This is a genomic window from Daejeonella sp. AP26, assembly GCF_056680515.1.
In genome coordinates, this window is record NZ_CM155286.1 from 909584 (window position 1) to 933136 (window position 23553).

Here is a 23553-nt window from a genome sequence, read left to right on the forward strand (position 1 = left end):
GTTCGGTTCAGATAGGTACTGTGTTGGGCTGTTGTTGGGCTAGAAGTGGGAAAAAGGGACTTTTAGCCGAACAGGAACCGAACACTACCCGAACCGGAGCCCAACACGGGTATAGTATGTCTAGTCCTAAAATAGCTATACAGGTTTATGAATTAATTGTAGATAGACTATACATTGCAATTTGGTAATTGGGATTTAGTTATACAACTATCTTTTTCCCTTTTTTTAATTGGTCTTTTCTTCCATCGTTTCGTGAGAATTTCCTGTTTCAAGTGGGCGTTTTCGGGTGTCAGATAATCACAACTGCTATGCGGCCGAACCTGGTTATAGGCCTGGATACTTTTAGCGATCAAAGTCCTGGACTTGGCAAGTCCCACATTGGTGCTATACAGATCGAATTCTGATTTGAGAATTCCATTGACCCGTTCTGCTAAAGCGTTTTCATAAGGGTTCCCGTTCTCCGTCATACTGATGGCGATTTGATTTCTTTTTAAAAGATCCACATAGGCCTTGCAACAATATTGAGATCCCCGGTCGGAGTGGTGAATCAGCTGCTCGCTGTACATCCGGCTCTGCAGTGCCATCTGTAATGCATCGATACATCCCTGCGCAGATAAGTCTTTACGAAAGGCATGGCCAACGATTTTTCGTGAATGCGCATCTGTTATCAGACTGAGGTATCCCCACTGTCCGATCATTCGAATATAGGTGATGTCACTTACCCAAAGTTGCTCTGGCCTGTAGATGATCATGTCTTTTACCAGATTGGCATATTTACGCATCCAGTGCTTCGAATCGGTCGTGATGACTCTTCTTCTACGTCGCCGGATGTGCAGGTTGTGCGTCCGCATCAAGTCAAATAAATAATCCCTTCCAATCTTTATTTGCTGTTCCTGTAGCTCTTCCTTGAGCATGTAATGCAGCTTTAAGGTTCCCACCCGCGGAAGTGTCTTGCGGATCTGAAGCACCTTTTGCAGGATGATCTCATCTTTTAAGCCTTCATCCTGAGTGCGCCACTGGTGGTCGTACCAGGCGTGTCTTGTTTTGCCAAACAGTCGACACAGGGTCTTGATCCCCTGCTGGGGAAAGTCCTGTTTCATTCTTCCGACTGCTTGGCACCAGACTTTTTTCTGATATCAATTTGAAGCTGTTCTTCGGCGATATCGATCAAGGTATCAAGCGCCTTTATCTTTAGTTCAGCTTCAGCAAGAGCCTTCTGAAGGTCTTTTACTTCATCTTTACTTTTCTTTTGGGATGTCCTGGCCATCGATGGTGCGGGTTGATGACCCACAAGATCGTATTTTTCCTGCTGATCGGCCTTAATCCAATGCTTAATGGCCGTAACGCTTTTTACGTTGAAGGTAATGCGGGCCTGACTGATCGTCATTCCCGACTCTATAGCCCGCAAAACGGAACGCCTTAGCGTGAGCGGATAAGCACACCGTTTATTACTTTGGTATTCTTTAGATCCATAGGTGGTCATCCACAAGCCCAGGGTAGACTTCACCATCCCATACTTTTCAACCGCTGCGCTTCGGGGCAGGCCGCCCTCAACAAGCGAGACGATCTCTTTGATCAACCGCTTATCAAACGGCTGAGTTTTGTGATGCCGTACTACGAACGGCTCTAACTTTTCTTTGGTTTCCATACACTGATTTTAGTGTATAGTTTTTTTAGGAATTGACAGTATAGGGGTGCGGGAATGCTTTAAACCACGAACTGTAGTAAATGATGACAGAATCACATCTAAAATGTTTGCCAAGTAACAGCTTCACTAAAAGTAACAGGAAAGTTACACTGTAAGTTAAAGTTTATTTATGACAGAAATAATTAATATCTACCTTGCCAAGTCACTTTGCAACTCAATTGCACATGACTGTCTTCAAACTTATCAACAAGGAAGCTGATTATCTTGAAACTATTAGCAGAGTACTTGCATTGACATCCGCTCAACCCGGTACTATTGAATATGAAGAGAGAGAATTTTTGATCGTCCTGATCAAGGATTACGAATATGGAAAAGTTAGGTCTTCAATTTTGGAATAGCTCTAGAAAAAGAGGTTATAGGGTTATAGGGTTACGATACACTGCGTTACAAAAATTGCCTTGGTAGCTTATTGATGGCAATTTAAATAAGTATCGTCCTTACTCCGGATGAGATTTCTCTCCCAATGAAGGATTGGGATTCGAAATGACGGCGTGGTGCGTATGTAATTAGTGTTTTAATGATTTGATTCTAATATGACAGTCATAACAGAAGAGTAAACCAGTAGAAAACAGAATTCCAGCCCATCCTAGGCACCCCTAAATCTAACCTTCTGTCCATAACCCCCCATTCGATTAACCAATCCCTTAAAACCATATCCATCATTGAATAGTCCAGCATTATCTTACTGAATTTTTCAACGGCGGGAGGGTATATGATTCTGTCCGCGCATAATCAAATGACTGAAAAGTTATTGACCCCGATGGACTATAAGTTCAAAACCATATATATCCCCCTAAATTCCCAAAGGCCACACCGGTCAAAACGTGTCAAATTAGGTCAAAGCGTGTCAAATCAGTTCACGTAGTTACCATTCTTACCTATCTGGTTTATAGCCACTTACATTCGTTCTCAGGAAGCGCTTCTGCAATTGAAATAGTGTTTAACAATTTGAATTTTAAAAGTATGGGAACATATAGAAAAGGAATATTAGGTTCATTTAGCGGCAAAGTTGGAACCGTACTGGGCAGCAGCTGGAACGGCATTGACTACATGAAAAGTTTGCCCCGGCCCTCCAGCAAGGCACCCACCGATCTGCAGATGATTCAGAGAGTCAAAATGACTTTGGCCACCGGTTTTCTGCAGCCCATCAGTGCGCTGGTGAATGTCGGCTACAAAAGCCTTGCCGTCAGAAAAACCGGCTTTAATGTAGCGACCGCCCAGGTGATCACCGATGCAATTACCGGAGTTTATCCAAACCTGGAGATCAGCTACCCGAGTGTGCTGATCAGCAAGGGTAATTTAACAAGCCCCTGGAACCCGGTGGCCACCCCTGGCGTGGCAAGTGTGAGTATTGCCTGGGAGGATAATTCTACCTCTGGTACGGCAAAGCCGACCGATAAAGCGGTGCTGCTGGTTTATAACCCTGTGCAGTCGCAGTACGTGTTCAGTCTCGACGGCGACGAGCGCAGCGTGGGAAGTGACACCTTGACTCTGCCCACAAACTTTTCCGGTGATGAGGTGCATGTGTGGATGGCATTCTACGCGGCAAATAAAAAGACGATTTCTACCAGTCTTTATGTTGGCGAGGTAACGATACTGTAATCTCATGGGAGCCGGGAAAATCCCGGCTTCTTTTTAAAAAAACTGATCACCAATATTATGGCAAGAATCAATGAAGGTTTCCTCAGTGGTTTCCGCGGCAAAGTCGGAAACATAGTAGGATGCAAAACTAAGAACGGTTATTATATCCGGCGGTTGCCGGTAAAGTCACTAAAGCCACCGACGGTTAAGCAGCTGGGGCAAAGAACGAAGTTTAAGCTTGCCCAGGCGTTCCTTACTGGCTTGCGCCCGCTACTTAAAACCTTACCGTTAACAGGAGAGAGGAAGACCTTTGCCTACCAGGCCGCAATCAGCCAGATAGTCAGAGAAGCGATCTCCGGCCTTTACCCTGATCAGGCTCTTGACTACGCTGCAGTTAAACTTACTTCTGGCAATCTTAACAAGGGCTGTGATCATGAAGTGACAGTAGAACAATGTACTCTTCGTTTCAGGCGGTGCGAAGAAAATCACGACTACATTTACCAGGACCTGGCCGTGTTGCTAGCCTATGATCCGCCTGCAAATAAATGGATCTACCAGATTGTAACCGTAGGTGCCGGATGCCGAAGTGCCGCGTTGAACCTAACACCGGATTTTACCGGCCGGCAGGTCGAAACCTGGATCTACTTCTTTTCCTACAACGGCCAGGCCGTCTCAGAGGGAGTCTATACAGGATCACACCTTATTTAATGTGCAAGTAAATGTGCAAATGTGCGAATGTGCAAATAAGTAAATGTGCGAATGCAAAACGGAATATAACATTACCACATTGCCATATTATCACATTAACAATATCACATTCCCACAATATCATATTCCCTCATTATCCCATCGACAAATCGACAAATTAACTAATTAACAAATTAAACAATCATGGCAACAATCAATCACGGTATCCTGGGTGGCTTCAGCGGAAGAGTTGGAAACATTGTGGGTTACCGCTATAAAAACCGCTTTTGTATCCGGCAGAGACCGGCAAAGTCACTCAGGCCGCCAACGCTAAAGCAGTTGTCGCAAAGAACCAGGTTTGGTCTGACCACTTCCTTTCTCTCGCAGCTGCGTCCAGCGTTAAAGCCGCTGCCGGAAAAAGGCAAAAGGCAGACTTCCGCTTTCAACAACTGCTTCAGCAAAGTAATCAAAGGAGCGATCGCCGGATCTTATCCCGATTTTGGAATCCATTATGCTGCTGTAAAGCTTACATCTGGAAACCTTTACCCGGGCTGTAACAGTTTCGTCAGCGAAGCGGGTTTGACATTGATCTTTAACTGGTGCCCCGGCACGCACAACTGTTTGTTCGAAGGCAGGGTCGTGATGCTGGCCTATAATCCCGCAAAGGAACAGTGGATCTACCATACCGCCGATGCCGGTGGTGCCGATAGGCTGGCCATGCTGGAGTTGCCCTGCAGCTTCCGCGGTGACCAGGTAGAAACCTATATCTATTTCATTTCAGCTGATAGGAAAGCGGTCTCCGACAGTGTTTACCTGGGGCAGGTCCAGTTGTCTGGTAATTTTTTGTGCGGGGGGTAGGGTCATAGGTATCAGGTAATAGGTATCAGGTATCAGGCTTAATTTGTGGAATGTAAGAATGACTACTATAAATTGGATTACCGCGAATAGCATTTAAAGCGTGGATTCATAAACCAATAAACCTATAAACTCGAAACGAGCTATCAGGTGTCAGCTTCATTAGGTATCAGGTATGAGGTATCAGGCTTAATTTGTGGAAAGTAAGAGTGACTACTATAAATTGAATTACCGCGAATAGCATGTAAAGCGTGGATTCATAAACCGATAAACCAATAAACTCGAAACGAGCTATCAGGTGTCAGCTTCGCTAGGTATCAGGTAATAGGTATCAGGTATCAGGCTTAATTTGTGGAAAGTTAGAATGACTACAATAGACGGAAGCACATCGAATAGCAATTGAACTGTGGATTGCAATTTAACCGTTGATTCTTAAACCTATAAACTCCTAAACCTATAAACTTATAAACCCTTCATAAACCATAAACCCACCATAAACCTATAAACTCATAAACCCATAAACCCATAACCCTTATAACCATGGACTTAATTCAAAAATACTACTTCCCCTGGCATTTTCCTTTCAGAAAGGAACTCGCCGGCATTATCATCATCATCCTGATCTTTCTCATCTTCCCGCGACTCGTGCGCCAGGTGGATTACACTTCGGCACCCATTGATCCGGGAGCCTTCAGTGCGGTGATCCTGGCAGTGTCGGCGATGCTCATCTTCAAGGCGGTTACCTGGTGGCTTTTAAAGACCATCTGGCCAGTGTTTACTGATTATTCAACGCATCACTTTGAACGGAATTTTAAATCCCTGCTTTCGCTGCATAAAGTGATTATTTACCTGGTGTTTTACCTGGCGATTATGTATGGGTTTGTCTTCGTTTTGATCGCCATTATTTAAGATCGTGATGATGCGTAAAAATCACCTGCGGAGTGCTGCGGTCTGCCCCATAGGGGCAAAACGTCGGTAGCACCGTAATTTTTAATAGGCCCGGCGTGCCGTCAGGTACGTAACAATTAAATCCGGTGTATCGTACCTTAACGGCACGAAAAGCGATATGATTGTTATTTGCTACCGACGTTTAACCCCTAACGGGGTTAGATTACGCCCCTCGAACAGGATATTCTATTTCCAACACAGTAACACAGTTGATCCCGATCCCGTAACTACTTTTTTGCAAATGAAAACCATCACTATAGTATTCATTATTTATTCTCTGATCGGCGGATTCGGAGATGAAACAAATACAAGCCGGTCGCTGCCAGCATCGGAAAACTTCAAAAGAAACCAGGTGCAGCAGATCTATACCGCTGAACTCGGTTTAAGAGAAAGAACCGGCAAGAACGACGGCCAAAGGATCGAAGAATACCTTCGTTATGTCGGCCTGAAAAAAGGAGATCCCTGGTGCGCAGCATTTGTGTGCTGGGTGTTTGATCAGGCCGGGGAGGCTAATCCGCGGACGGGCTGGTCGCCGGGGCTGTTTTCGAAGTCGAAAGTGATTTGGGAGAGGAGCAGGAAGGTTGAAGGAGGGAAGGGAGAAGCAGGGAAGAGATTTGCAGGAGCCGCCGATAGGCTGCCTCAAAAAGGTGATGTCTTCGGCATGTGGTTTCCGGATAAGGGTCGGATTGCCCATGTTGGCTTTGTGGATAGCTGGAGTGATAAATGGCTGATCACGGTGGAAGGGAATACGAATGAAGCTGGCAGCAGGGAAGGGAATGGGGTTTGGAGAAAGAGGAGGTTGGTAGCGTCGATTTATCAGGTTTCGGATTTTATTTACCGGTAATTTAAATGTGCAAATGTGCTGATATGCAAATGTGCAAATAGAGTCAGGTAGTGAGTGGATAATTTCTAGCTTGATCGCTATACTGCATTAATAAAGGAAAGAACTAAACCGATAAGGGAGGAACCCTGTCCGCTATATAAGGCCCACTGAAAACCTCTCCGTTCAGCTCTCTTCCGCATTGTTTGTTGCGGTACGCACTGACCAAGCCAACCCACTGACTTCATAGCAACAAACGCAGCGGCGGGCTTTTTTGCTTACTTTTTTTGCCTGCAGAAAAAAAGTATGACCCGCGGTAGCGACCGAAGAAGATACAGCACTTGCTTAAGTTGTTTTATCTCAAAAAGAAGAGAGAGCAGAGACATTAGAAAGCAAGCAAGCATCATTTCATCGGCTGGGGATTGCCACGGCTCATACAGATCAGTTTAATATCAATGATAATGAATAGGCTTCGAAACTTAAAGAAATTCTGAGCCTCGCAATGACGAGGTTATGGAAGGTAGCATTTCATCGGTTGGAAATCATTTCGATTCATATGTTATGCGGTACGGAACTTTATCCTCCTCTGGAGGAGGTGCCCGCAGGGCGGAGAAGGTTTAGGTTAACTGTGAAAATGTGCAAAATGACCATGAGTGCCAACCTCCTCCGTCTGTCGATAGGGACAGCCACCTCCTCCAGAGGACGACAGAGCATCCGGCCGCCCGTTCGAAACTACCTACTAACTTCCATAGCAAGAACGGCGAAGCCCTCTTGAGCGCCTTAAAAAAACAACTGCAACCTGCGAAAAACGCAGCGGCGGGCTTTCATTCAAGGTTGTTTATTGTTTTTTATAGGCATGAATGGTCTCCCTCTGGTCGGCATTTGCATACTTTTTTTGCCTGCAGAAAACTTAGCGCAGCGTTCTCCTGAATGCCTTTGAAAACAACAACAGAAGATGAAGAAAAAGTATGACCCGCGGTAGCGACTGAAGAAGATAAACCACCAGCCTAGGTCTTTTTAACCAGCAAAGAACAAAAAGCAGAAACGCAACGATGAATATAAGGGGCAGCATTTCATCGGTTGGAGATTGCCGCGGCTCATACTTACTTCATTCATTTTCGGTGATGAACTCAAACCGTTAACATCTATCGCCATTTTGAGCCTCGCAATGACGAGATAATCGAAGGCAGCATTTCATAACTCTATAATCCCATAACTCGAAAAAAGCTATTAGATATCAGCTCTCAGCTTAATTCCGATAACGTCAAATTACTACCATAAACACTATAAACCTATAAACTCACCTGATAATCCCAAAAACCATGAAATTAACCATACCAACCGCCCAGTCACATTTAAGATTGGTCAACCTCCATATCCTTGGCATGTGCCTTACCCTCATAACCGCCTGCTCCATATTCAAAGAAAAAAGCTTCTTCCAAACTGATAGTCTGCAGAAGCAAAACACCCGGAAGGAAATAAAAATTAAGGAAACCACTCAAACTAATACAGTGCGTATCCTCAATCACCAGGATTCATCCGACCAACAATCGTATACGGAGATCTTTCCTGAAGGCCTATTTACATATTCTGTAAAGGAGGGCTTTTCCGGAAATGCAAAAAGGGTAACGATTAATGACCGGCTTAAAGCTGGAAGAAAAGTCAGCGATTCTGCCAGATTTAGAGGATCAAACAAGAGGGTGTCAAACATCACTGAAACGGAACGAAAATTGACTCAAACCCGGCAGAAGGTGAAATCAAAAAATAACAAGAACTATAATTTATGGTATTTGGCAGGAATATTCTTGATTTTCGCAGCGGTATTTGCATTTAGGTGGAAGTTAAATGATTAAAATGCAAATTCATTACCAAGTGTTGTGAGTTGAGGGATTGATTTTGATTTATTTTTCGGTCAAATAAGCCTATTTTGTGCACCAGGTTTTACAACCGCACTGACCATTATTTATATTGAAAAACTTCAAACGGCTAAAAAATTATCTCACCCTAATTAGAAGGCTTAAAGAAAATGGCCCGATAGTCTATCAAAAAGTAAAGATCCACGAGATCCTGTTTCATTGGCTGAAATATAACTTATCGCGAAACCATTTTCTTCTTTTATCGGGTATTTTAGTGGGCTGTTCTGCCGGATTAGCTGGTGTGCTGTTAAAAGTGCTGGTTCACTATATTCACAAATCCATTTCCGGTAAAGTTCATTTTGAGGATCAAATTTTCTATTATGCCGCTTTGCCCTTCCTGGCGGTAGTTTTAACTACCCTGATTGTCATTTTTCTCTTTAAAGGTCAAGACAGAAAAGGAATTCCTGCCATCTTGTATGAGATCGCAAAGAATTCAAGTTTAGTTTCTCCGATTAAAATGTATTCGCAAGTTATACAAAGTGCGGTTACCATCGGCTTTGGGGGCTCTGCGGGATTAGAAAGCCCTATTGCTGTTACCGGAGCTGCGATTGGGTCGAACTTCGCCCAAACGTACAAGCTGAATTATAAAGACCGGACATTACTTTTAGCGGCAGGGGCAACCGCCGGTATTGCGGCTGCATTTAACGCACCAATTGCCGGGATGATGTTTGCCTTTGAGATTCTGTTAACCGGAGTCGTTTTTACCGATTTTATCCCGCTGGTGGTGGCTGCTGTATGCGGCAGTTTGCTCTCAAGAGTAATCCTGAATGAAGATACATTGTTTCAATTTGGAGGGCGGGAACCGTTCGATTATCATAATATTTTATACTACCTCGCTCTTGGAATAATTTCGGGCTTATACGCCCGGTATTTTGTGGTGATATCGCAAAATGTCGAGCACTATTTTAAGCGCATTAACCTTTCTAAATTACAGAAGGCGGTTGTCGGTGGCCTCGTGCTTTCAATTTTATGTCTTCTTTTTCCCCCTTTATTCGGCGAAGGCTATGAAAGTATAAAGGATATGATAAACGGTAAAATATACCTGATGATCGATCATAGTTTTTTCAGGTATGTGGGTCTGGATAATTGGATTGTTATTATTTTCCTCTCCCTGGTATGTATCTTCAAAGCATTTGCCGCTTCAATTACAATTCACAGTGGTGGTAATGGTGGAAATTTTGCACCTTCATTATTCGCAGGAGGAACCATGGGCTACCTGTTTGCAACTATCTGCATTCAGTTGGGCCTGGAGAATGTTCCTGTTACCAACCTGATTATTGTGGGCATGGCCGGTACAATGAGCGGGGTTTTATATGCTCCGTTAACTGCTATCTTCTTAATTGCAGAATCAAGTACAGGTTACGATCTTCTTATTCCATTGATGATTGTTTGTGTTATATCCTTTTTAATCGGAAAATGGTTCTCACCCATATCGCCGGATTTGAAGGAGCTTGCAGATACGGGTAAAATCTTTACCAGGGAATATGATAAAAACTTACTGCTGTTAATTAATACTTCAACGCTTGTAGAAAAGGATGTATCAACAGTGCATGTAAGCTCATCACTTAAAGATTTAATCGAGGTAATAAAACTAGGAAAGAGGAATTTAATTGCTGTTTTGGATGAGGACAAGCATCTGGTTGGAACTGTCTCGATAGATGATATCCGCTCCATATTGTTTGATGAACAAAAAAAGCTAGAGACCGGAGTGGCTGAAATGATGAAGTACCCTCCTGCAATACTAACTGATGCGGACGACATGGTGGTGATAGCGAAAAAATTTGATCAAACCGACGCCTGGGTGTTGCCGGTAATCGACGCAAATGATCAATTTATAGGCTTTGTTTCTAAATCTGCTTTTTTAAATACATACAGGGAAATCCTTAAGGAGCATTCAGGAATTTAAAATTTACCGATAAAACTTCTGATACTTTTTTATTGAAATGCAGGCATGAAATTAACTACCAAAATTCTTTTAGGATGACGATGATGTATCGTAATAAGAAAACGAATTTGATTATCCGCATTTCAAGTTTGGTAGCCTTCATTTTTCGCTGACGTTATTAAGAACACAAACCCCCGTAAGCGACTGCTGAATAATATAAAATTTATTTATCCTCAAAATAAACCTTTACCAGTTTTGATTTTTGCCTTTTTTTAATCCAACTATCTATTTTATCCCGGTCACTTTTGCTCAGGCTAGACTCTTCTGCCGTAAAAACGATTATCGGAACCTTATTTGGAACAGCAAGCGAATCTTTGAACATAAAGCCATCGGAAATGGCGCAGCGAGTAATTTGGGGATACAAAGTCTGGATTTCATTTAAAATCTGGCGGCCCCGAGAGTTCCTTGCATTCAGACTGTCTAAATAAGTTTGCTTTTGTTGAAGCTGCAGAGTTAAACGGTTCACTTCGCCTTTCAGGTTATCCAACTCGTTGCTTTTTTCGGTGATCTGATCAAAAGAAAGTCCCTGCAGGAAATCTATTTTCACAGAATTTAAAGAATAATCTTTCGCTTTTGCCCTGATTCTCTTTTTTTGACTCGCATTTAAACTGGCTCCGCCGTATACCAGCTTTATTGATCTTTTATCCGGATCTATTTCGTTTTTTAAGAGGTAATTTCCCTCAGTCACGCTGATGTTTCTAACATAGCGGTTTGCATTCGCTACAAATGTTTCTTTCAACACCAATTTATAGCCAAAGTAGATACTGGGAATTAGTACAAGAGAAAGAATGATTGTAATCCAGCCGTTAACTCTTTTCTTTTGTTTATCATCAACTAGTGTGCGGATTGGAAATTTTAGCAACTGGGAGATGACCAAAGTCGAAATGGCAATGAAAACGGTATTAATGGTGAACAGATAAAAAGCTCCGAAAAAGTAGTTCCACTGCCCGGTAGCTAGTCCATACCCGGCTGTACAAAGTGGCGGCATTAAAGCTGTTGCAATAGCTACCCCGGGGATTACGTTGCCTTTATTTTTACTGCTGATAGCCACTATACCTGCCAGACCGCCGAACAGCGCTATTAATACATCGTAAATGGTGGGACTGATCCGGGCTAGCAGTTCAGAATGGGCGGTAGAAATAGGGGTTACCGCAAAATATGCGGTAGAGGTTATGAGGCTGGCTATTACCGCAAAAGTGAAATGCTTAATTGCCTTTCTGAACAAAGGGAAGTTGTAGGTTGCTATGCTGTAACCTATCCCATTGATAGGGCCCATTAAAGGAGAGATCAGCATAGCGCCAATGACTACTGCCGTAGAGTTCATATTCAGCCCTACAGAAGCGACTATAATTGCGAATACCAGTATCCATAAATTTGTACCTTTAAAAATGATATTTTTTTCGATTGACTCATGAATGCAATCATAATCCTGAATGTCACTTTGAAGGTCGACAGAGCTGATAATTTTCCGGATTAATAAAATTTGTTTCATAACGTTCGGCCTTCTGTTATCATAGCGGGAAAAGATACAAAATCTAAATATGTTAATTTAAATAGTGTATTACACAATGGTTCCTGCTATTGGGGAATTTATTGGAAGCTATGATAAAGTAATGCTATTGATGACTGGAGTAAAGATTAACGAAGGACGCCTCTATCTTAAGAATGGTATTCATCTGATTACACCAAACTAAAGAAGTGTATGCGAGGGAGTTTAAATTTAACATTTTCAAAACATCTCTTAATGTGCAATAGAATACGATGTCCTGGTAATAAAGCCTCATTTAATACTTGCTTAAATTGGGCATCCTGTTATATTTGCCGTCCATCTCAAAACAGATCTTTTAATGAAGTTATCCATCCTTCAAGACACTAGCAGGCATTTTAGTTTCAGTTTTTTTGTGTCGGGTTTACTGTTAATTTTTGTTGCCGGTACATCCAATATTGCACTTTCTCAGACACATGAAGAAATGGCCGCTGCGGTTCAAATAAAGAAGCTATCAATAGAGGATTTGATGAATTTAGAAGTCACTTCAGTTTCGAAAGTATCAGAAAGACTGTCTGAAGTGGCTTCTGCGATCCAGGTGATCACGCAGGAAGATATCAGGCGTTCTGCTGCTACCAGCGTTGCAGAGGCTTTGCGGCTGTCGCCAAATTTGCAGGTTACTCAACTGAATGCCAGGCATTGGATCATTAGCGCGCGGGGGTTTAATTCGGCTTTTGCCAATAAGCTTTTGGTAATGATTGATGGACGGACCGTTTACTCCCCTTTATTTGCCGGTGTGTTCTGGGATGCCCAAAATGTATTATTAGCCGACGTGGAGCGGATAGAGGTGATAAGCGGACCGGGTGGCGCGCTTTGGGGAGCGAACGCTGTGAATGGTGTTATAAATATAATTACCAAAACTACTAAAGATACCCAGGGGTTGCTGGCCTCTGTAAGTGCAGGTACCGCTCTCCGGAACATTTTTGAAGCCCGTTATGGCGGAGCAATCGGCACCAGCTTATCATACCGAATCTACGGAATGCACCAGGACCGCAATCATACTTTTTTGCCGGATGGCAAGGATAACGTTGACAAGAGCACGCTGACCCAGGGTGGATTTGCAATGGACTGGGATCATTCAGACAACAACAAGATTGCTTTTCAGGGGAATTTTTATGGTGGCCGGCAGCTTACAAAACCGGATGTATCTACCATGGACGGTCAAAATATAATGGGCAAATGGACTCATACTTTTTCAGAGAAATCAGAATTGGTTGTGCAGTCGTATGCAGATCGTACCTGGCGACACGACGTGACCGGTACCATTGATGATCAGCTGGTGACCTACGATATCGACGTGCAGCATGGTTTTGCTGCTGGGAAAAATAATACCATATTATACGGAGCGGGCTACCGTTTTATGGATGATCAAACGAAGAACAGAACAAACTTTGTCGGTTTGTTGCCGGCAAACAGAGAGATGCACCTGTTCAGTAGTTTTATACAAGATGAAATTACCATTATTCCGGAACGCCTTAAAGTGACGGTAGGTACTAAACTGGAACACAACACTTTTTCAGGTTTTGAATTTCAGCCAAGCGGGAGGCTTTCAGTGACTCCGTTTAAACAACATGTGTTCTGGGCAGCCGTATCCCGCGCCGTGCGTGCCCCCAGCCGGATTGACGTAGATTATCATATTCCGGTTTACCCGGTCCCGCCAACATCGCCCAGTGTTGCCGGCGGACCTAATTTTACCTCAGAAAAACTGATAGCTTATGAGTTTGGGTACCGGGTACAGCCGTCTGCAAATGTTTCTTTATCGCTAGCCTTGTTTAATAACCGTTATGACGATTTATATAGTGTAGAAGCGCTTCCCGGTACTCTAACCTATCAGATACAAAATGGGGCAAAGGGCCGGACTAACGGTCTAGAATTGTCAGGAAATTATATGGTAACCGGTAACTGGCGCTTACGGGGCGGTTATACTTATTTCCATAAGAACCTTAAGAACAAACCAGGAAATGTTGCCGATCCGGCGAATTTGAACAGTTTGGGAAGTGACGCGAAAAATCAGTTTGTATTTCAGTCAATATTGAATTTACCCGGAAACTTCCAGTTTGATATTGTTTCCAGGTATGTTGATAAGCTGCCCGCCACTCTATTTAATCCAGCAGTTAAATCATATGTGAACCTTGATGCCAGGCTGGGATGGCAATTTAAAGAGCGATTAGAAGTTTCAGTAAACGGACAAAACCTTCTTAGGAAACAGCATGCTGAAGTAGGGGCCATACAGATACGCAGAGGGGTTTATGGAAAGATTACCTGGCGCTATTAGTGACCTTTGCGGGGTAAGGATCTGCAAGTAATTTATAACAATCCTGGTGAGCGAACTTAATGTTAAGAGACATAACATGGAAATGAAACGGGGTTTGGAAACCGTTTAAAAGTTAAGAAACGGCTTCTAAACAAAAACTGAAAGTGGAACCCTTACCTTCAATACTTTCTACTTCAATCTCGGAATTATGAGATCTTAATATTTCAGAGACTATATAAAGGCCGATTCCAAATCCTGAAACTGTTTTAGTTTTCTCGTTTTCTACTCTGTAAAACCGGGTGAAAAGTTTTTTCTGATCATTTTTACTTATTCCAATGCCCTGATCAGTAACTGATACTCTGACCTGATTATTCACCTTTTCACAGCCAATAGCGATTGTAGTGCCCTGAGGTGAATACTTTACTGCGTTGCCAACTAAATTAATGAGCACATGACCGAGTTTGTCCTTGTCGGCCTCAATGGTAACGTCCTCGCATTTAGTAAGCACGATGTTATGGGTTGACGCTGTCAACATCGCATCTTCTACGACACTGGTCAACAAAGGGAAGATTTCGAATATCTCTTTGGTCATCGTGATCTTTCCCTCTTCGATTTTTGCGAGGCTTAAAAAATCATCAATCATTGCTGCCATTTTGTTCGCCTGGACTTCGGCCCGGGTCAGGGCACTAATTCTAAAACCGTCATTTTCTTTTTTTGCCCTGGCGAGCAAAACCTGAACATACGATTTAAGCGATGTTAACGGTGTACGGAGTTCATGGCTAATGATTGATATAAAGTCATTCTTTTTTACTTCCTCATTCTTCTTATCGGTGATGTCCAGCAGGATCCCGATAGAGCGTACCGGAATACCCGTCGCACTATAAACTACTCTTCCGATGGCTCTGATCCAGCGTATATTATTATCTAAGCGGACTATCCGATATTCTCCGTTAAAATTGCGGCTGGCTGATCCGTCAGTAGCTACCGCCTGAAAAGCATCGTCTATTCGTTGCTTATCCTCTGTATGCAAATAGCTTAAGAAATGGTCTCTGTAATTAACAGCTATATCATGGCCAACGCCGAATATATTGCGGCAGTTTTTGTCCCAGTTCATGATATCATTGGGAATATCCATATCAAAGGTACCCAGTTCGGCTGCTTCTGTTGCCAATCTCAGGTGTTCTTCATTTTCTATGACCAGGCGTTCAGTTTGTTTCTGCTGTGTTATATCACGGACAATTAGAGATAGTCCAATTACATTCTTTAAAACATCTCTTACCGCTGAAATGGTTAGTGATATATCAATTGTTTTCTTATCCGCAGTTGAAAATTGCGATTCGAACGACTCTATATTGACAGGCTCATAGGAAACAAACCGGGCATGATCTATCAACTCTAAAGAGAAGGCTTTGGAGAGAGGCTGGCCGACCATTACTTCAGCCGGGTAACCAAATATTCTGACAGCGGAGTTATTCCAGGTGGTGATGATAAGATCAAGGGTAGTACCAACGATGGCATCGCCGGAAGATTCAACTATTGCAGCCAGTTTAGAACTCTCTTCATTTGCCTTTGAAATTTCCAGATTCTGGGTCTCAATCTGTGTTAGCATTTTGTTAAATGCGTCAGTAAGGGATCCGATTTCGTCAACACTTGTTTTGGTTGCCCGAACTGAATAATCGTTGTTTTGAGAAATTTCTGTTGCTGTTTTTTCTAATGTTTGAATAGGTAATAAAATAGACTTTTGTAAAAGACTGGAGATGAACCACGCTACCAATAATGATATCAGAATCATTACGCAGGCGATTAAAGCGTTTAATCGCATGTGAGCATACATGTCTTTTAAGTCTCGTTTAAGGTAAAATGTTCCTAAAGATTTGCCATCTATTATCACTGGCTGAAATCCCTCCAAAAATGAACCGGCAAAGGCGAATTGTTCTGTTCCCGGCCTTTCGGGTAAGGAGCCTGGGTTTAAAGTTTCAGGATATTTCGCAAATAGATTCCCCTCTTTATCATATAAACAAGCAGCAACAATATGCTTATTTGTATTTAGTGCGTTTAGTATTTCATTGGCATCTTTGGGGCTATCAAAGGCAAGAGTTGCAGAACTGTTTGTGGCTATTAGCAATGAGGACGCCGTAACATTCTTTTTTAATACTTCTTTCAGCGTTAGATACTCTACCAGGATATATGCGCTACTCATTAAAAGTAGTACTGCTGAACAGGTCAGCAAAACCACTCTCATAAGTTTGCGTTGAATAGGCGTGTTTTTAAAATCCATTATTCCGGTGTCCTCCCTGAGACAGTCGCCAGGCTTAATAGTTTGGAACTTATTTCTAACTGTGCAATTTTTGAAGAAGCGATGTTGATCTTAAACCTAACTTTCTGGTCCTGTTTGTAGAAACTAACTATTCCGCCTTGTCGTGTAAAATGATCGTCATCGCTGACGGTAAGAATACTTCGGTTCTGCGTAATTTGCAATATTTCTCTGGTTTTTTTTGCAGGGGTTTTTACAAAGAGAATATGACAGGCTGTAATTTCACTTGCCTGATGGTATCTTCTGACGACTATGGGGTGATTACCTACATATTCACGTCTCACTATCTGTTCAATGTATTGCCCAAACGGGTCATTCCCAATAATGCCAATAACAAACGGAGCATTTGCAGATGAGAAAGCAGCAGGCGGCCAGTCGATAAATCGGGTAAAATTATATAAAAAAGCTGCTTTAACTTGAAATTCTGCTGCAGGTTTATTTTGCGCATACAGATTTAGAAAGGAACCAAAAACAAGGAAAAGAAGTGAACAAACTATAGCTCTTAGCTTTAAATGGTCATTTTTTCTCAAATCCTTTCTGTTGTTTTATACAATAGGTTAGCACAATTGATGGAACAACGAATGTAGAATTTATCTGCTATACTTAGATCAAAGATTTGAAATTATGGTGGGTGTTGCCATGGGCTGGGTTTTAGTTGCCTCGGTCGGGTGATTTATATGATAACGTGTCTTTATTTTATTGAATATATACATGGCACAGCGATTTATCTCAATGAACGTACAAGGTAAATGCCTGCCAGCACGTTCAATACCAGACCGGGGAGCAATCTCCACCTGAAGAAATGATTTGAATTGAGTACAAGTAGTAGACGAGTTTTAAAGATGAAGCAGTTCAGGCCTTGTGAATCACACAAAAAAAATCATATTTAAAACCGTTTGTAACTCTAACTGTCATAAAAACAGGATGAAAACATATCTTCTGTTGCTACTTACGGTGGCTTTGATAGGAAGGCCAGTTTTAGGGAATACGGTTGAAGTTCCGCTAAGCAGTGAAAAAGTTGATCCAAGCCCTATTAACAACAGACGCTGGGCCAGCATTCATTCAAGTGCTGACTCGCAAAAGACCAAATTCTTCTTTCAAGCTGGTTTCAACTGGTCCTACTATGGCAAGAGCGATATCAGGTTAGTAGGACCGGGTTATGACTTCACCCTGAAGAATGTAGTGGGGAAGGATCAGCCCTACAAAACCAGCTTGCAGTACAATGTCCGGGCAGGCTATTTTTTCAAGGATAACTATAGTATTTCACTTGGATATGACCATATGAAATATGTAATGAAAGTTCCTCAGACCGTAAAAATTCATGGTTTTATTCAACCAGAGGTTTCCAGCCCTGGCATTCCCACCTCGCCGTATTCCGGTACTTACAATGATCAAGCTATTGTGATAGCACCACAAATGTTAACATTAGAACATACCGACGGACTTAATTATATCAGCACACATGTTCAGCGGTATGCTGATGTGTGGAGCTCAAGAAGTGAACAAGCTTCGTTGATGGTTAATATCGGAATAGGTGCCGGATTAATTATACCCCGCTCTGACGTAAGACTGTTTGGTGTAGGAGAAAATAATAAATTGAACGTGGCCGGTTGGGGGGCGTCTGTTGAAGGGGGACTGATGTTCAATTTAAATAAACGAATATATGTGCTTGGAAGTTTGGAAGCAGGTTATACCGACATGACTAAGATCCATACCACAGGCCGGAACAATTTAGATTCGGCTAGTCAGAAACTGAATTTTTTGCAAAACACCTACCTTATCGGAGTTCGTTTTTGAGGGCTATAATACATTGTCGGGTTCAGGGTTCTGACTTAATCCCTGGATGCTAATTTAGGAGATCAGGATCAGTACACCTAAATATTTGATCAGTTAAGAAAAAATCAATGCGAATGTACTGCTGAACTAAGCAGATTATTGCTAATTAGAATTCAACTTTAACTTCTCCAAATTCTTCTCTTTAAGATCTTGTAGAACACTTTGGCCATAATTTGTGAAATATTTATGGGAGGAGAGGAATTTCCGGCTTGCTCTATCCCATTCTTTTTCCGAAAAGTGTTTGTTGAGATAAATTTCCCATTCAGTTCTAAGCAAAAATCCCCGGGCCCAATAATCAGGAAAGGAAAGATGATAAAGGTCAGCATCACAGAGTACTTTCTCCAATATATTCTTAGGGCGTTGAGGCATTTTTGTTGCTAAAATACACCCGGCAACTTGTTCTATCCCTTTTGCGGGGTAGGCCTTTTCGGAAAGAAACTGGCGCGCAACACGAGCACTTTCTTCTTCGTGGCCGGTATAAACTGTTAAATAACCAATATCATGGAACCACGCTGCTAATTCAACAGCTTCCATTTCCTCGTCAGATAAGCGGCTATTCAATCCTATTTCTTTCACCCCTTTGACGACGTCGAGCGTATGGTTTATAGTATGAAATGTAAGACCGGGCGGCGTCTGGCTTTTTAACCAAAACAAAATGCAGGCTGAAACTTCTGACAATATATTGGAGCGCATATGTATATTTAAAGAGTTAAGCATATTTAGGCATTTATTCTGTAGAGATTTTGAAGTACACTCTGATAGGTCTGTATATGGTGATTGAAACTGCCTTTTATGAATTTCATAATTTACACAGGGTCTATATTTTAATTTGACTGACTTGAAAATACTGGTTATAGAAGATGAACCTTCACTTCAGCAAAGCATCTCGGCCTACTTTACGGGTGAGGGGAATATTTGCGAAGTTGCCGGCACCTATCCGGCAGCGTTTGAGAAAATTAACGTTTATGATTACGACTGCATTTTATTAGATCTTAACTTGCCTGGCGGAGACGGAATGATGATTTTAAGCGAGTTGAAAAGGATTAATAAAAACGATGGAGTTTTGATCATCTCGGCCCGCAATTCATTGGACGACAAGCTACTTGGTTTAAATATTGGGGCTGACGACTATTTGGTTAAACCATTTCATTTATCGGAGCTTAAAGCCCGGGTGACTGCGATAGTGCGCAGGAAGAATTTCCATGGGAATAACCTGATTGTTTTTAACGAAATAAGTGTAAATACTATGGCGAAAAAAGCCATGGTTAGGGATAATACGCTAATATTGACCCGTAAGGAATACGAATTGTTATTATATTTTCTGGCAAATACAGGGAAAGTGATCTCTAAATCGGCTATCGCCGAGCACCTCTGGGGCGATGAAATGGATCTTACAGACCGGCTTGATTTTATTTATACTCATATTAAAAATCTGCGAAGAAAACTATTGGAAGCAGGTAGCAGAGACTATATTAAATCTATGTATGGGGTGGGATACAAGTTTGAAGATCAATGAAGCTTTCAACTCATTACAGCAGGGCTAACCTGGTAACCTCCCTAATTATCCTCCTGATTACCGGCCTCGCTTATTACCTGGTGATTTATTACATCTTAACGGAGCAGTTAGACCAGGATCTGGCTATTGAGGAGCAGGAGATTTTGCAGTACACAAAACTTTATGATAAACTTCCGGATGAAGGTAATTTCATGAATCAGGTAGTACGTTATCATTCCGAATCCAGCCTTTTTGAACGTCAGTTTTCTGACACTGAACTTAATAATCCAGCTGATCAGAAAAAAGAACGGGCGCGCAGCTTGATTACTCCGGTCATTATAAACGGCGAAATAATTAAGGTTGAAATCATTAAATCGAAAGTACGATCAGAAGATCTGTTCAGAATCATTTTTGGAGTGTCGCTTATCATTATATTTTTATTACTCGTTAGCCTGACACTTGTTAACCGTTTTATTCTTAACACCTTATGGAAGCCATTTTACGTTCAGTTGAATCAATTACGTGATTTTAATCTTCTGGATAGACAGGAAATCTCCCAGGGAAATACCTCCATCGACGAATTTAATGAGCTTAATAAAGCCGCTGAAATCCTCACCATGAGGGTGAGGAAGGATTATGGGGAGTTAAAAACTTTTACAGATAATGCCGCCCACGAAATAATGACTCCCTTGGCAGTTATTCATTCTAAACTGGATACGCTGCTTCAGACCGGCACCTTCACTTCAGAACAGGGAGAGATCCTGGAAGATATTTATAGCGGTTTAAATCGTTTATCGCGGCTTAATCAGTCTTTGCTATTACTCTCGAAAATTGAAAATCATTTAATACAGGATAAAGAGACCATTTCATTAAAATCTTTGATCGGGAATAAATCAAGGCAATTTCAGGAGCTCATGCTGGCTCAGCAAATATCCTGCACATTAAACCTCGGGGAGAAACACGTGGTTATGAGTACTTACCTGGCTGATATTTTATTAAACAATTTATTCAGCAATGCTATCCGGCATAATATAGCAGGGGGAGAAATAATGGTTTTATTAAATGATCAATCACTCATTATTTCCAATTCAGGTAAAGCAAAGCCATTAGTTCCTGATGAAATATTTAATCGGTTTAATAAAGACAACTCGTCAGAAGGAATGGGTCTGGGTCTGGCTATAGCGCAGGAAATTTGCAGGTATTATCATTTTACTCTGGTATATGAGTACAGTCCGGGACGACATTCTTTTACAATACTCTTTTGATCGCAACCTTCTACAGATTCTCTACAACATTTAATTATATATTAGCTTCAACGGCAAAGTGGCAGTTGAAACTGTCAGATAATTGATGTGTTTTGAAAAAGTATATTTTAGTTCTTTTTACGATCCTGTCTACCAATACTTATTCACAGAGTGCTGATAGTTTGCAGAATCAGTTAGATTCAGTTCGATATCCATTACATCAGCAAATTCAAATAAATAAGAAAGTCCGTTTACTGGTTCCTGCTGTTAGTCTTATATATGGGTTTACAGCCCAAAACCCGAATGTGCTGACGCGGTTTGATCACTATCTAAGTTCGGATCTTAAGGAGGATTATCCGGGCTTTAATAACCATATAGATGATAAACTTCAGTATTCTCCTGTAGCGGCAGTCTATGCATTGGATTTGCTTGGTGTCAGGGGAAAGAATAATGTATTTGACAAAACAGCCATTTTTGCAATTGCCCATACCATCATGGGACTTTCAGTTAACACGCTTAAAACACAAACGCATAAACTCAGACCAGATGGTTCTGATTATCGCTCGTTTCCATCAGGCCATACCGCCACAGCTTTTGCTGCAGCAGAATTTATGAAGCGGGAGTATAATGAGGTTTCGCCGTGGTATGGCATCGCTGCTTACACTGCGGCAACTGCAACAGGCACGTTAAGAATGATTAACAATAAGCATTGGTTCAGTGATGTAGTGGCTGGCGCAGGAATAGGAGTGCTTTCAACTAAGGTAGCGTACTGGACCTTTCCGATAATTAAAAGAAATTTTGCAAAGTCCAGAGATTCGCAATCAGTTCTTATTCCAACCTATCAGCAGGGTGTCTATGGTTTTTATTTATCGGTCCCGCTTAAATAGGAAAGCTACAAATGGCCCGAAAACTTCTAGGTAAGTGTGCCAGCTTCCTTAAATGAATAATTACAGAAAGCGTATATTCTTTTATCTGATTAGTGGAATCATTTCAGGGTATATTCTCCTGACCATAATTGTACTGCAATTTCCGTTCTCCATTGCCGACCGGGAGTTTTCTGAAGAAGTACAGGAGCATCAATTTGTTTCCCTTGATTATTTAATGAAGTTTATAAGCATTTTCGGTACAGTACCTTATTCTATAATCATGGTACTTGCAACGTCGCTAACGTTCTACTTATTTAACTTAAAAAAGGAATCACTTTTTATCACACTCACGCTTTTTTCCGGGTTAATAACGTTCGCGATGAAAAGCTGGATTAACAGGCCCCGACCATCAGCAGACCTGGTTAGGCTTATTGAAATAGCCAAACGACCCAGCTTTCCGAGTGGGCATGTGTTCTTCTATGTAGTATTTTTTGGATTTTTAGCGCTGTTAATGTACCAGCTGAGCGTGATTCCAACGGTTCTGCGGGTTTTAACTTCCTCTATTTGCTTTCTTTTAATTTTCACGATTCCCATCTCCCGCGTCTATCTTGGGGCACATTGGCTTACCGATGTATTAGGAGGCTTTATTTTAGGGGTCGGGTACTTATTGACATTAAGCTACTTATATCTTGATATACCTGATAACTCGTGACGAGCAATATAGACAATAGAACAAACAGCGCACGATTGCCAGGAAATCTTGTTTATAACAACTTCAAAAAGGCCGTAAAGGAGCATCCGCGACCACTTTGCAACTACTCTTTTAACTTTCCACTTTTTTTAAGATACCTGATAAACAAGTATAGAAAACCGAATAGTAGAAAGACGGTCAGCAGAAGCACATTTCTAAGTTCAGGATCATTACCCGTCAATAACGGATATTTGAAAAGAATTATGATGCTGATTCCTATAATCCAGATGAAAAGCGTGTTGTATTCTTTAAGTATCCAGCGTTTTGCATTGAAGCGCATGCTGGTAAAGGTTTTTTGCATACCTGTAAAATCCAATAGCCACCGGTTAACTCTGCCACAATAGCTATTAAACTGATCACCGAATTTTTGCCTCAGGAAATTCTCCTCTGCAAGGACTATCGCCTGATAAATAAATAGAAAAACCGGGATAATGACCAGGATATAGAATAATGAGTTGGCGAGAATACCTACCCCCAGGAGCATTAATATATTTCCGACATACAGTGGGTTTCGGCAGTGATTAAAAACGCCTTCGGTTACAAGTTTATCCGCGTAGACTTTCTTGTCTTTACCTCCCCTGATTATGTAGGCCAGTCCGATTGTGGCTGCCCGGATCACCTGCCCGGAAATCGTAATAAATAGTCCGATAATTAAAGGCCAGAAGTAATAGCTATCACCGAACCGCGCTGCAGTAAAGATTCCTCTGGAAGGAATTAGAAGAGACAGGTATAAGAATATGAATAGAACATTACGGTATCTGAAAAAGAAGTTTCCTACAGCGATCAT

The 23553-nt window shown here is 41.8% G+C and carries 21 protein-coding genes; 14 read left to right on the top strand and 7 right to left on the bottom strand.

Translation table 11 applies throughout. The annotated features are described in order from the left end of the window. Window positions 1–167: 167 nt before the first annotated feature. Window positions 168–1100: an IS3 family transposase gene (locus AC1MCB_RS03880; RefSeq protein ID WP_479966270.1), complete on the bottom strand. Its 933-nt coding sequence runs from the start codon at window positions 1098–1100 to the stop codon at window positions 168–170. After that, window positions 1097–1648 carry a hypothetical protein gene (locus AC1MCB_RS03885; protein WP_479966271.1) on the bottom strand — a complete coding sequence of 184 codons (552 nt, stop codon included), beginning with the start codon at window positions 1646–1648 and terminating at the stop codon, window positions 1097–1099. The genes AC1MCB_RS03880 and AC1MCB_RS03885 overlap by 4 nt, the downstream gene beginning before the upstream one ends. A 224-nt stretch (window positions 1649–1872) precedes the next feature. Here AC1MCB_RS03885 and AC1MCB_RS03890 point away from each other — a divergent pair, with 224 nt between their 5' ends. From AC1MCB_RS03890 to AC1MCB_RS03925, 8 genes are all read left to right on the top strand, one after another. Then, window positions 1873–2046, top strand: coding sequence for a hypothetical protein (locus AC1MCB_RS03890; RefSeq protein ID WP_479967437.1), 174 nt, complete (start codon window positions 1873–1875; stop codon window positions 2044–2046). Between the two features lie 625 nt (window positions 2047–2671). Next, on the top strand, window positions 2672–3310 hold the full coding sequence (locus AC1MCB_RS03895) for a DUF6266 family protein (protein WP_479967438.1): 639 nt from the start codon (window positions 2672–2674) through the stop codon (window positions 3308–3310). Window positions 3311–3367: 57 nt separating this feature from the next. Then, window positions 3368–3997, top strand: coding sequence for a DUF6266 family protein (locus tag AC1MCB_RS03900; protein ID WP_479967439.1), 630 nt, complete (start codon window positions 3368–3370; stop codon window positions 3995–3997). Between the two features lie 183 nt (window positions 3998–4180). Beyond that, window positions 4181–4834 carry a DUF6266 family protein gene (locus AC1MCB_RS03905; RefSeq protein WP_479967440.1) on the top strand — a complete coding sequence of 218 codons (654 nt, stop codon included), beginning with the start codon at window positions 4181–4183 and terminating at the stop codon, window positions 4832–4834. 537 nt (window positions 4835–5371) lie between these two features. Then, a complete protein-coding gene (locus tag AC1MCB_RS03910; protein ID WP_479967441.1) occupies window positions 5372–5740 on the top strand; it encodes a hypothetical protein in 369 nt (122 codons plus the stop codon). Window positions 5741–6020: 280 nt separating this feature from the next. Beyond that, window positions 6021–6623 (top strand): CHAP domain-containing protein, encoded by a 603-nt coding sequence (locus AC1MCB_RS03915; protein ID WP_479967442.1) that lies wholly within the window; start codon window positions 6021–6023, stop codon window positions 6621–6623. Window positions 6624–7921: 1298 nt separating this feature from the next. Next, complete coding sequence (locus tag AC1MCB_RS03920; protein ID WP_479967443.1) at window positions 7922–8452, top strand: hypothetical protein; 531 nt, start codon at window positions 7922–7924, stop codon at window positions 8450–8452. A gap of 115 nt (window positions 8453–8567) precedes the next feature. Next, window positions 8568–10421 carry a chloride channel protein gene (locus AC1MCB_RS03925; RefSeq protein WP_479967444.1) on the top strand — a complete coding sequence of 618 codons (1854 nt, stop codon included), beginning with the start codon at window positions 8568–8570 and terminating at the stop codon, window positions 10419–10421. Window positions 10422–10623: 202 nt separating this feature from the next. Here AC1MCB_RS03925 and AC1MCB_RS03930 read toward each other — a convergent pair whose 3' ends face one another. Beyond that, window positions 10624–11952: a DUF389 domain-containing protein gene (locus AC1MCB_RS03930; protein ID WP_479967445.1), complete on the bottom strand. Its 1329-nt coding sequence runs from the start codon at window positions 11950–11952 to the stop codon at window positions 10624–10626. Between the two features lie 355 nt (window positions 11953–12307). On the opposite strand from AC1MCB_RS03930, the gene AC1MCB_RS03935 reads away from it, so the two are divergent. Next, window positions 12308–14281: a TOL_0244 family TonB-dependent receptor gene (locus AC1MCB_RS03935; protein WP_479967446.1), complete on the top strand. Its 1974-nt coding sequence runs from the start codon at window positions 12308–12310 to the stop codon at window positions 14279–14281. A gap of 112 nt (window positions 14282–14393) precedes the next feature. On the opposite strand, the gene AC1MCB_RS03940 is transcribed toward AC1MCB_RS03935, so the two are convergent. Continuing rightward, on the bottom strand, window positions 14394–16460 hold the full coding sequence (locus tag AC1MCB_RS03940) for a sensor histidine kinase, YfiR-like protein-associated (RefSeq protein ID WP_479967447.1): 2067 nt from the start codon (window positions 16458–16460) through the stop codon (window positions 14394–14396). A gap of 77 nt (window positions 16461–16537) precedes the next feature. Further along, window positions 16538–17104, bottom strand: a complete 567-nt coding sequence (locus AC1MCB_RS03945; protein ID WP_479967448.1) for a TOL_0243 family YfiR-like periplasmic protein — start codon at window positions 17102–17104, stop codon at window positions 16538–16540. Window positions 17105–17498: 394 nt separating this feature from the next. Here AC1MCB_RS03945 and AC1MCB_RS03950 point away from each other — a divergent pair, with 394 nt between their 5' ends. Further along, complete coding sequence (locus AC1MCB_RS03950) at window positions 17499–18371, top strand: hypothetical protein (protein ID WP_479967449.1); 873 nt, start codon at window positions 17499–17501, stop codon at window positions 18369–18371. 141 nt (window positions 18372–18512) lie between these two features. Here the strand turns inward: AC1MCB_RS03950 and AC1MCB_RS03955 are convergent, their stop codons facing one another. After that, window positions 18513–19127, bottom strand: a complete 615-nt coding sequence (locus AC1MCB_RS03955) for an HD domain-containing protein (RefSeq protein WP_479967450.1) — start codon at window positions 19125–19127, stop codon at window positions 18513–18515. A 121-nt stretch (window positions 19128–19248) separates the two neighbouring features. On the opposite strand from AC1MCB_RS03955, the gene AC1MCB_RS03960 reads away from it, so the two are divergent. The 4 genes from AC1MCB_RS03960 to AC1MCB_RS03975 all read left to right on the top strand — a co-directional run bounded on the left by AC1MCB_RS03960 (window position 19249) and on the right by AC1MCB_RS03975 (window position 22727). Next, window positions 19249–19926 (top strand): response regulator transcription factor, encoded by a 678-nt coding sequence (locus tag AC1MCB_RS03960; protein WP_479967451.1) that lies wholly within the window; start codon window positions 19249–19251, stop codon window positions 19924–19926. Next, window positions 19923–21170 carry a sensor histidine kinase gene (locus AC1MCB_RS03965; RefSeq protein WP_479967452.1) on the top strand — a complete coding sequence of 416 codons (1248 nt, stop codon included), beginning with the start codon at window positions 19923–19925 and terminating at the stop codon, window positions 21168–21170. The genes AC1MCB_RS03960 and AC1MCB_RS03965 overlap by 4 nt, the downstream gene beginning before the upstream one ends. 92 nt (window positions 21171–21262) lie before the next feature. Next, entirely contained in the window at window positions 21263–22036 is a 774-nt protein-coding gene (locus AC1MCB_RS03970) for a phosphatase PAP2 family protein (RefSeq protein ID WP_479967453.1), read from the top strand. A gap of 52 nt (window positions 22037–22088) precedes the next feature. Then, window positions 22089–22727, top strand: a complete 639-nt coding sequence (locus tag AC1MCB_RS03975) for a phosphatase PAP2 family protein (RefSeq protein WP_479967454.1) — start codon at window positions 22089–22091, stop codon at window positions 22725–22727. Between the two features lie 103 nt (window positions 22728–22830). Here AC1MCB_RS03975 and AC1MCB_RS03980 read toward each other — a convergent pair whose 3' ends face one another. Further along, window positions 22831–23553, bottom strand: coding sequence for a methyltransferase family protein (locus AC1MCB_RS03980; protein WP_479967455.1), 723 nt, complete (start codon window positions 23551–23553; stop codon window positions 22831–22833).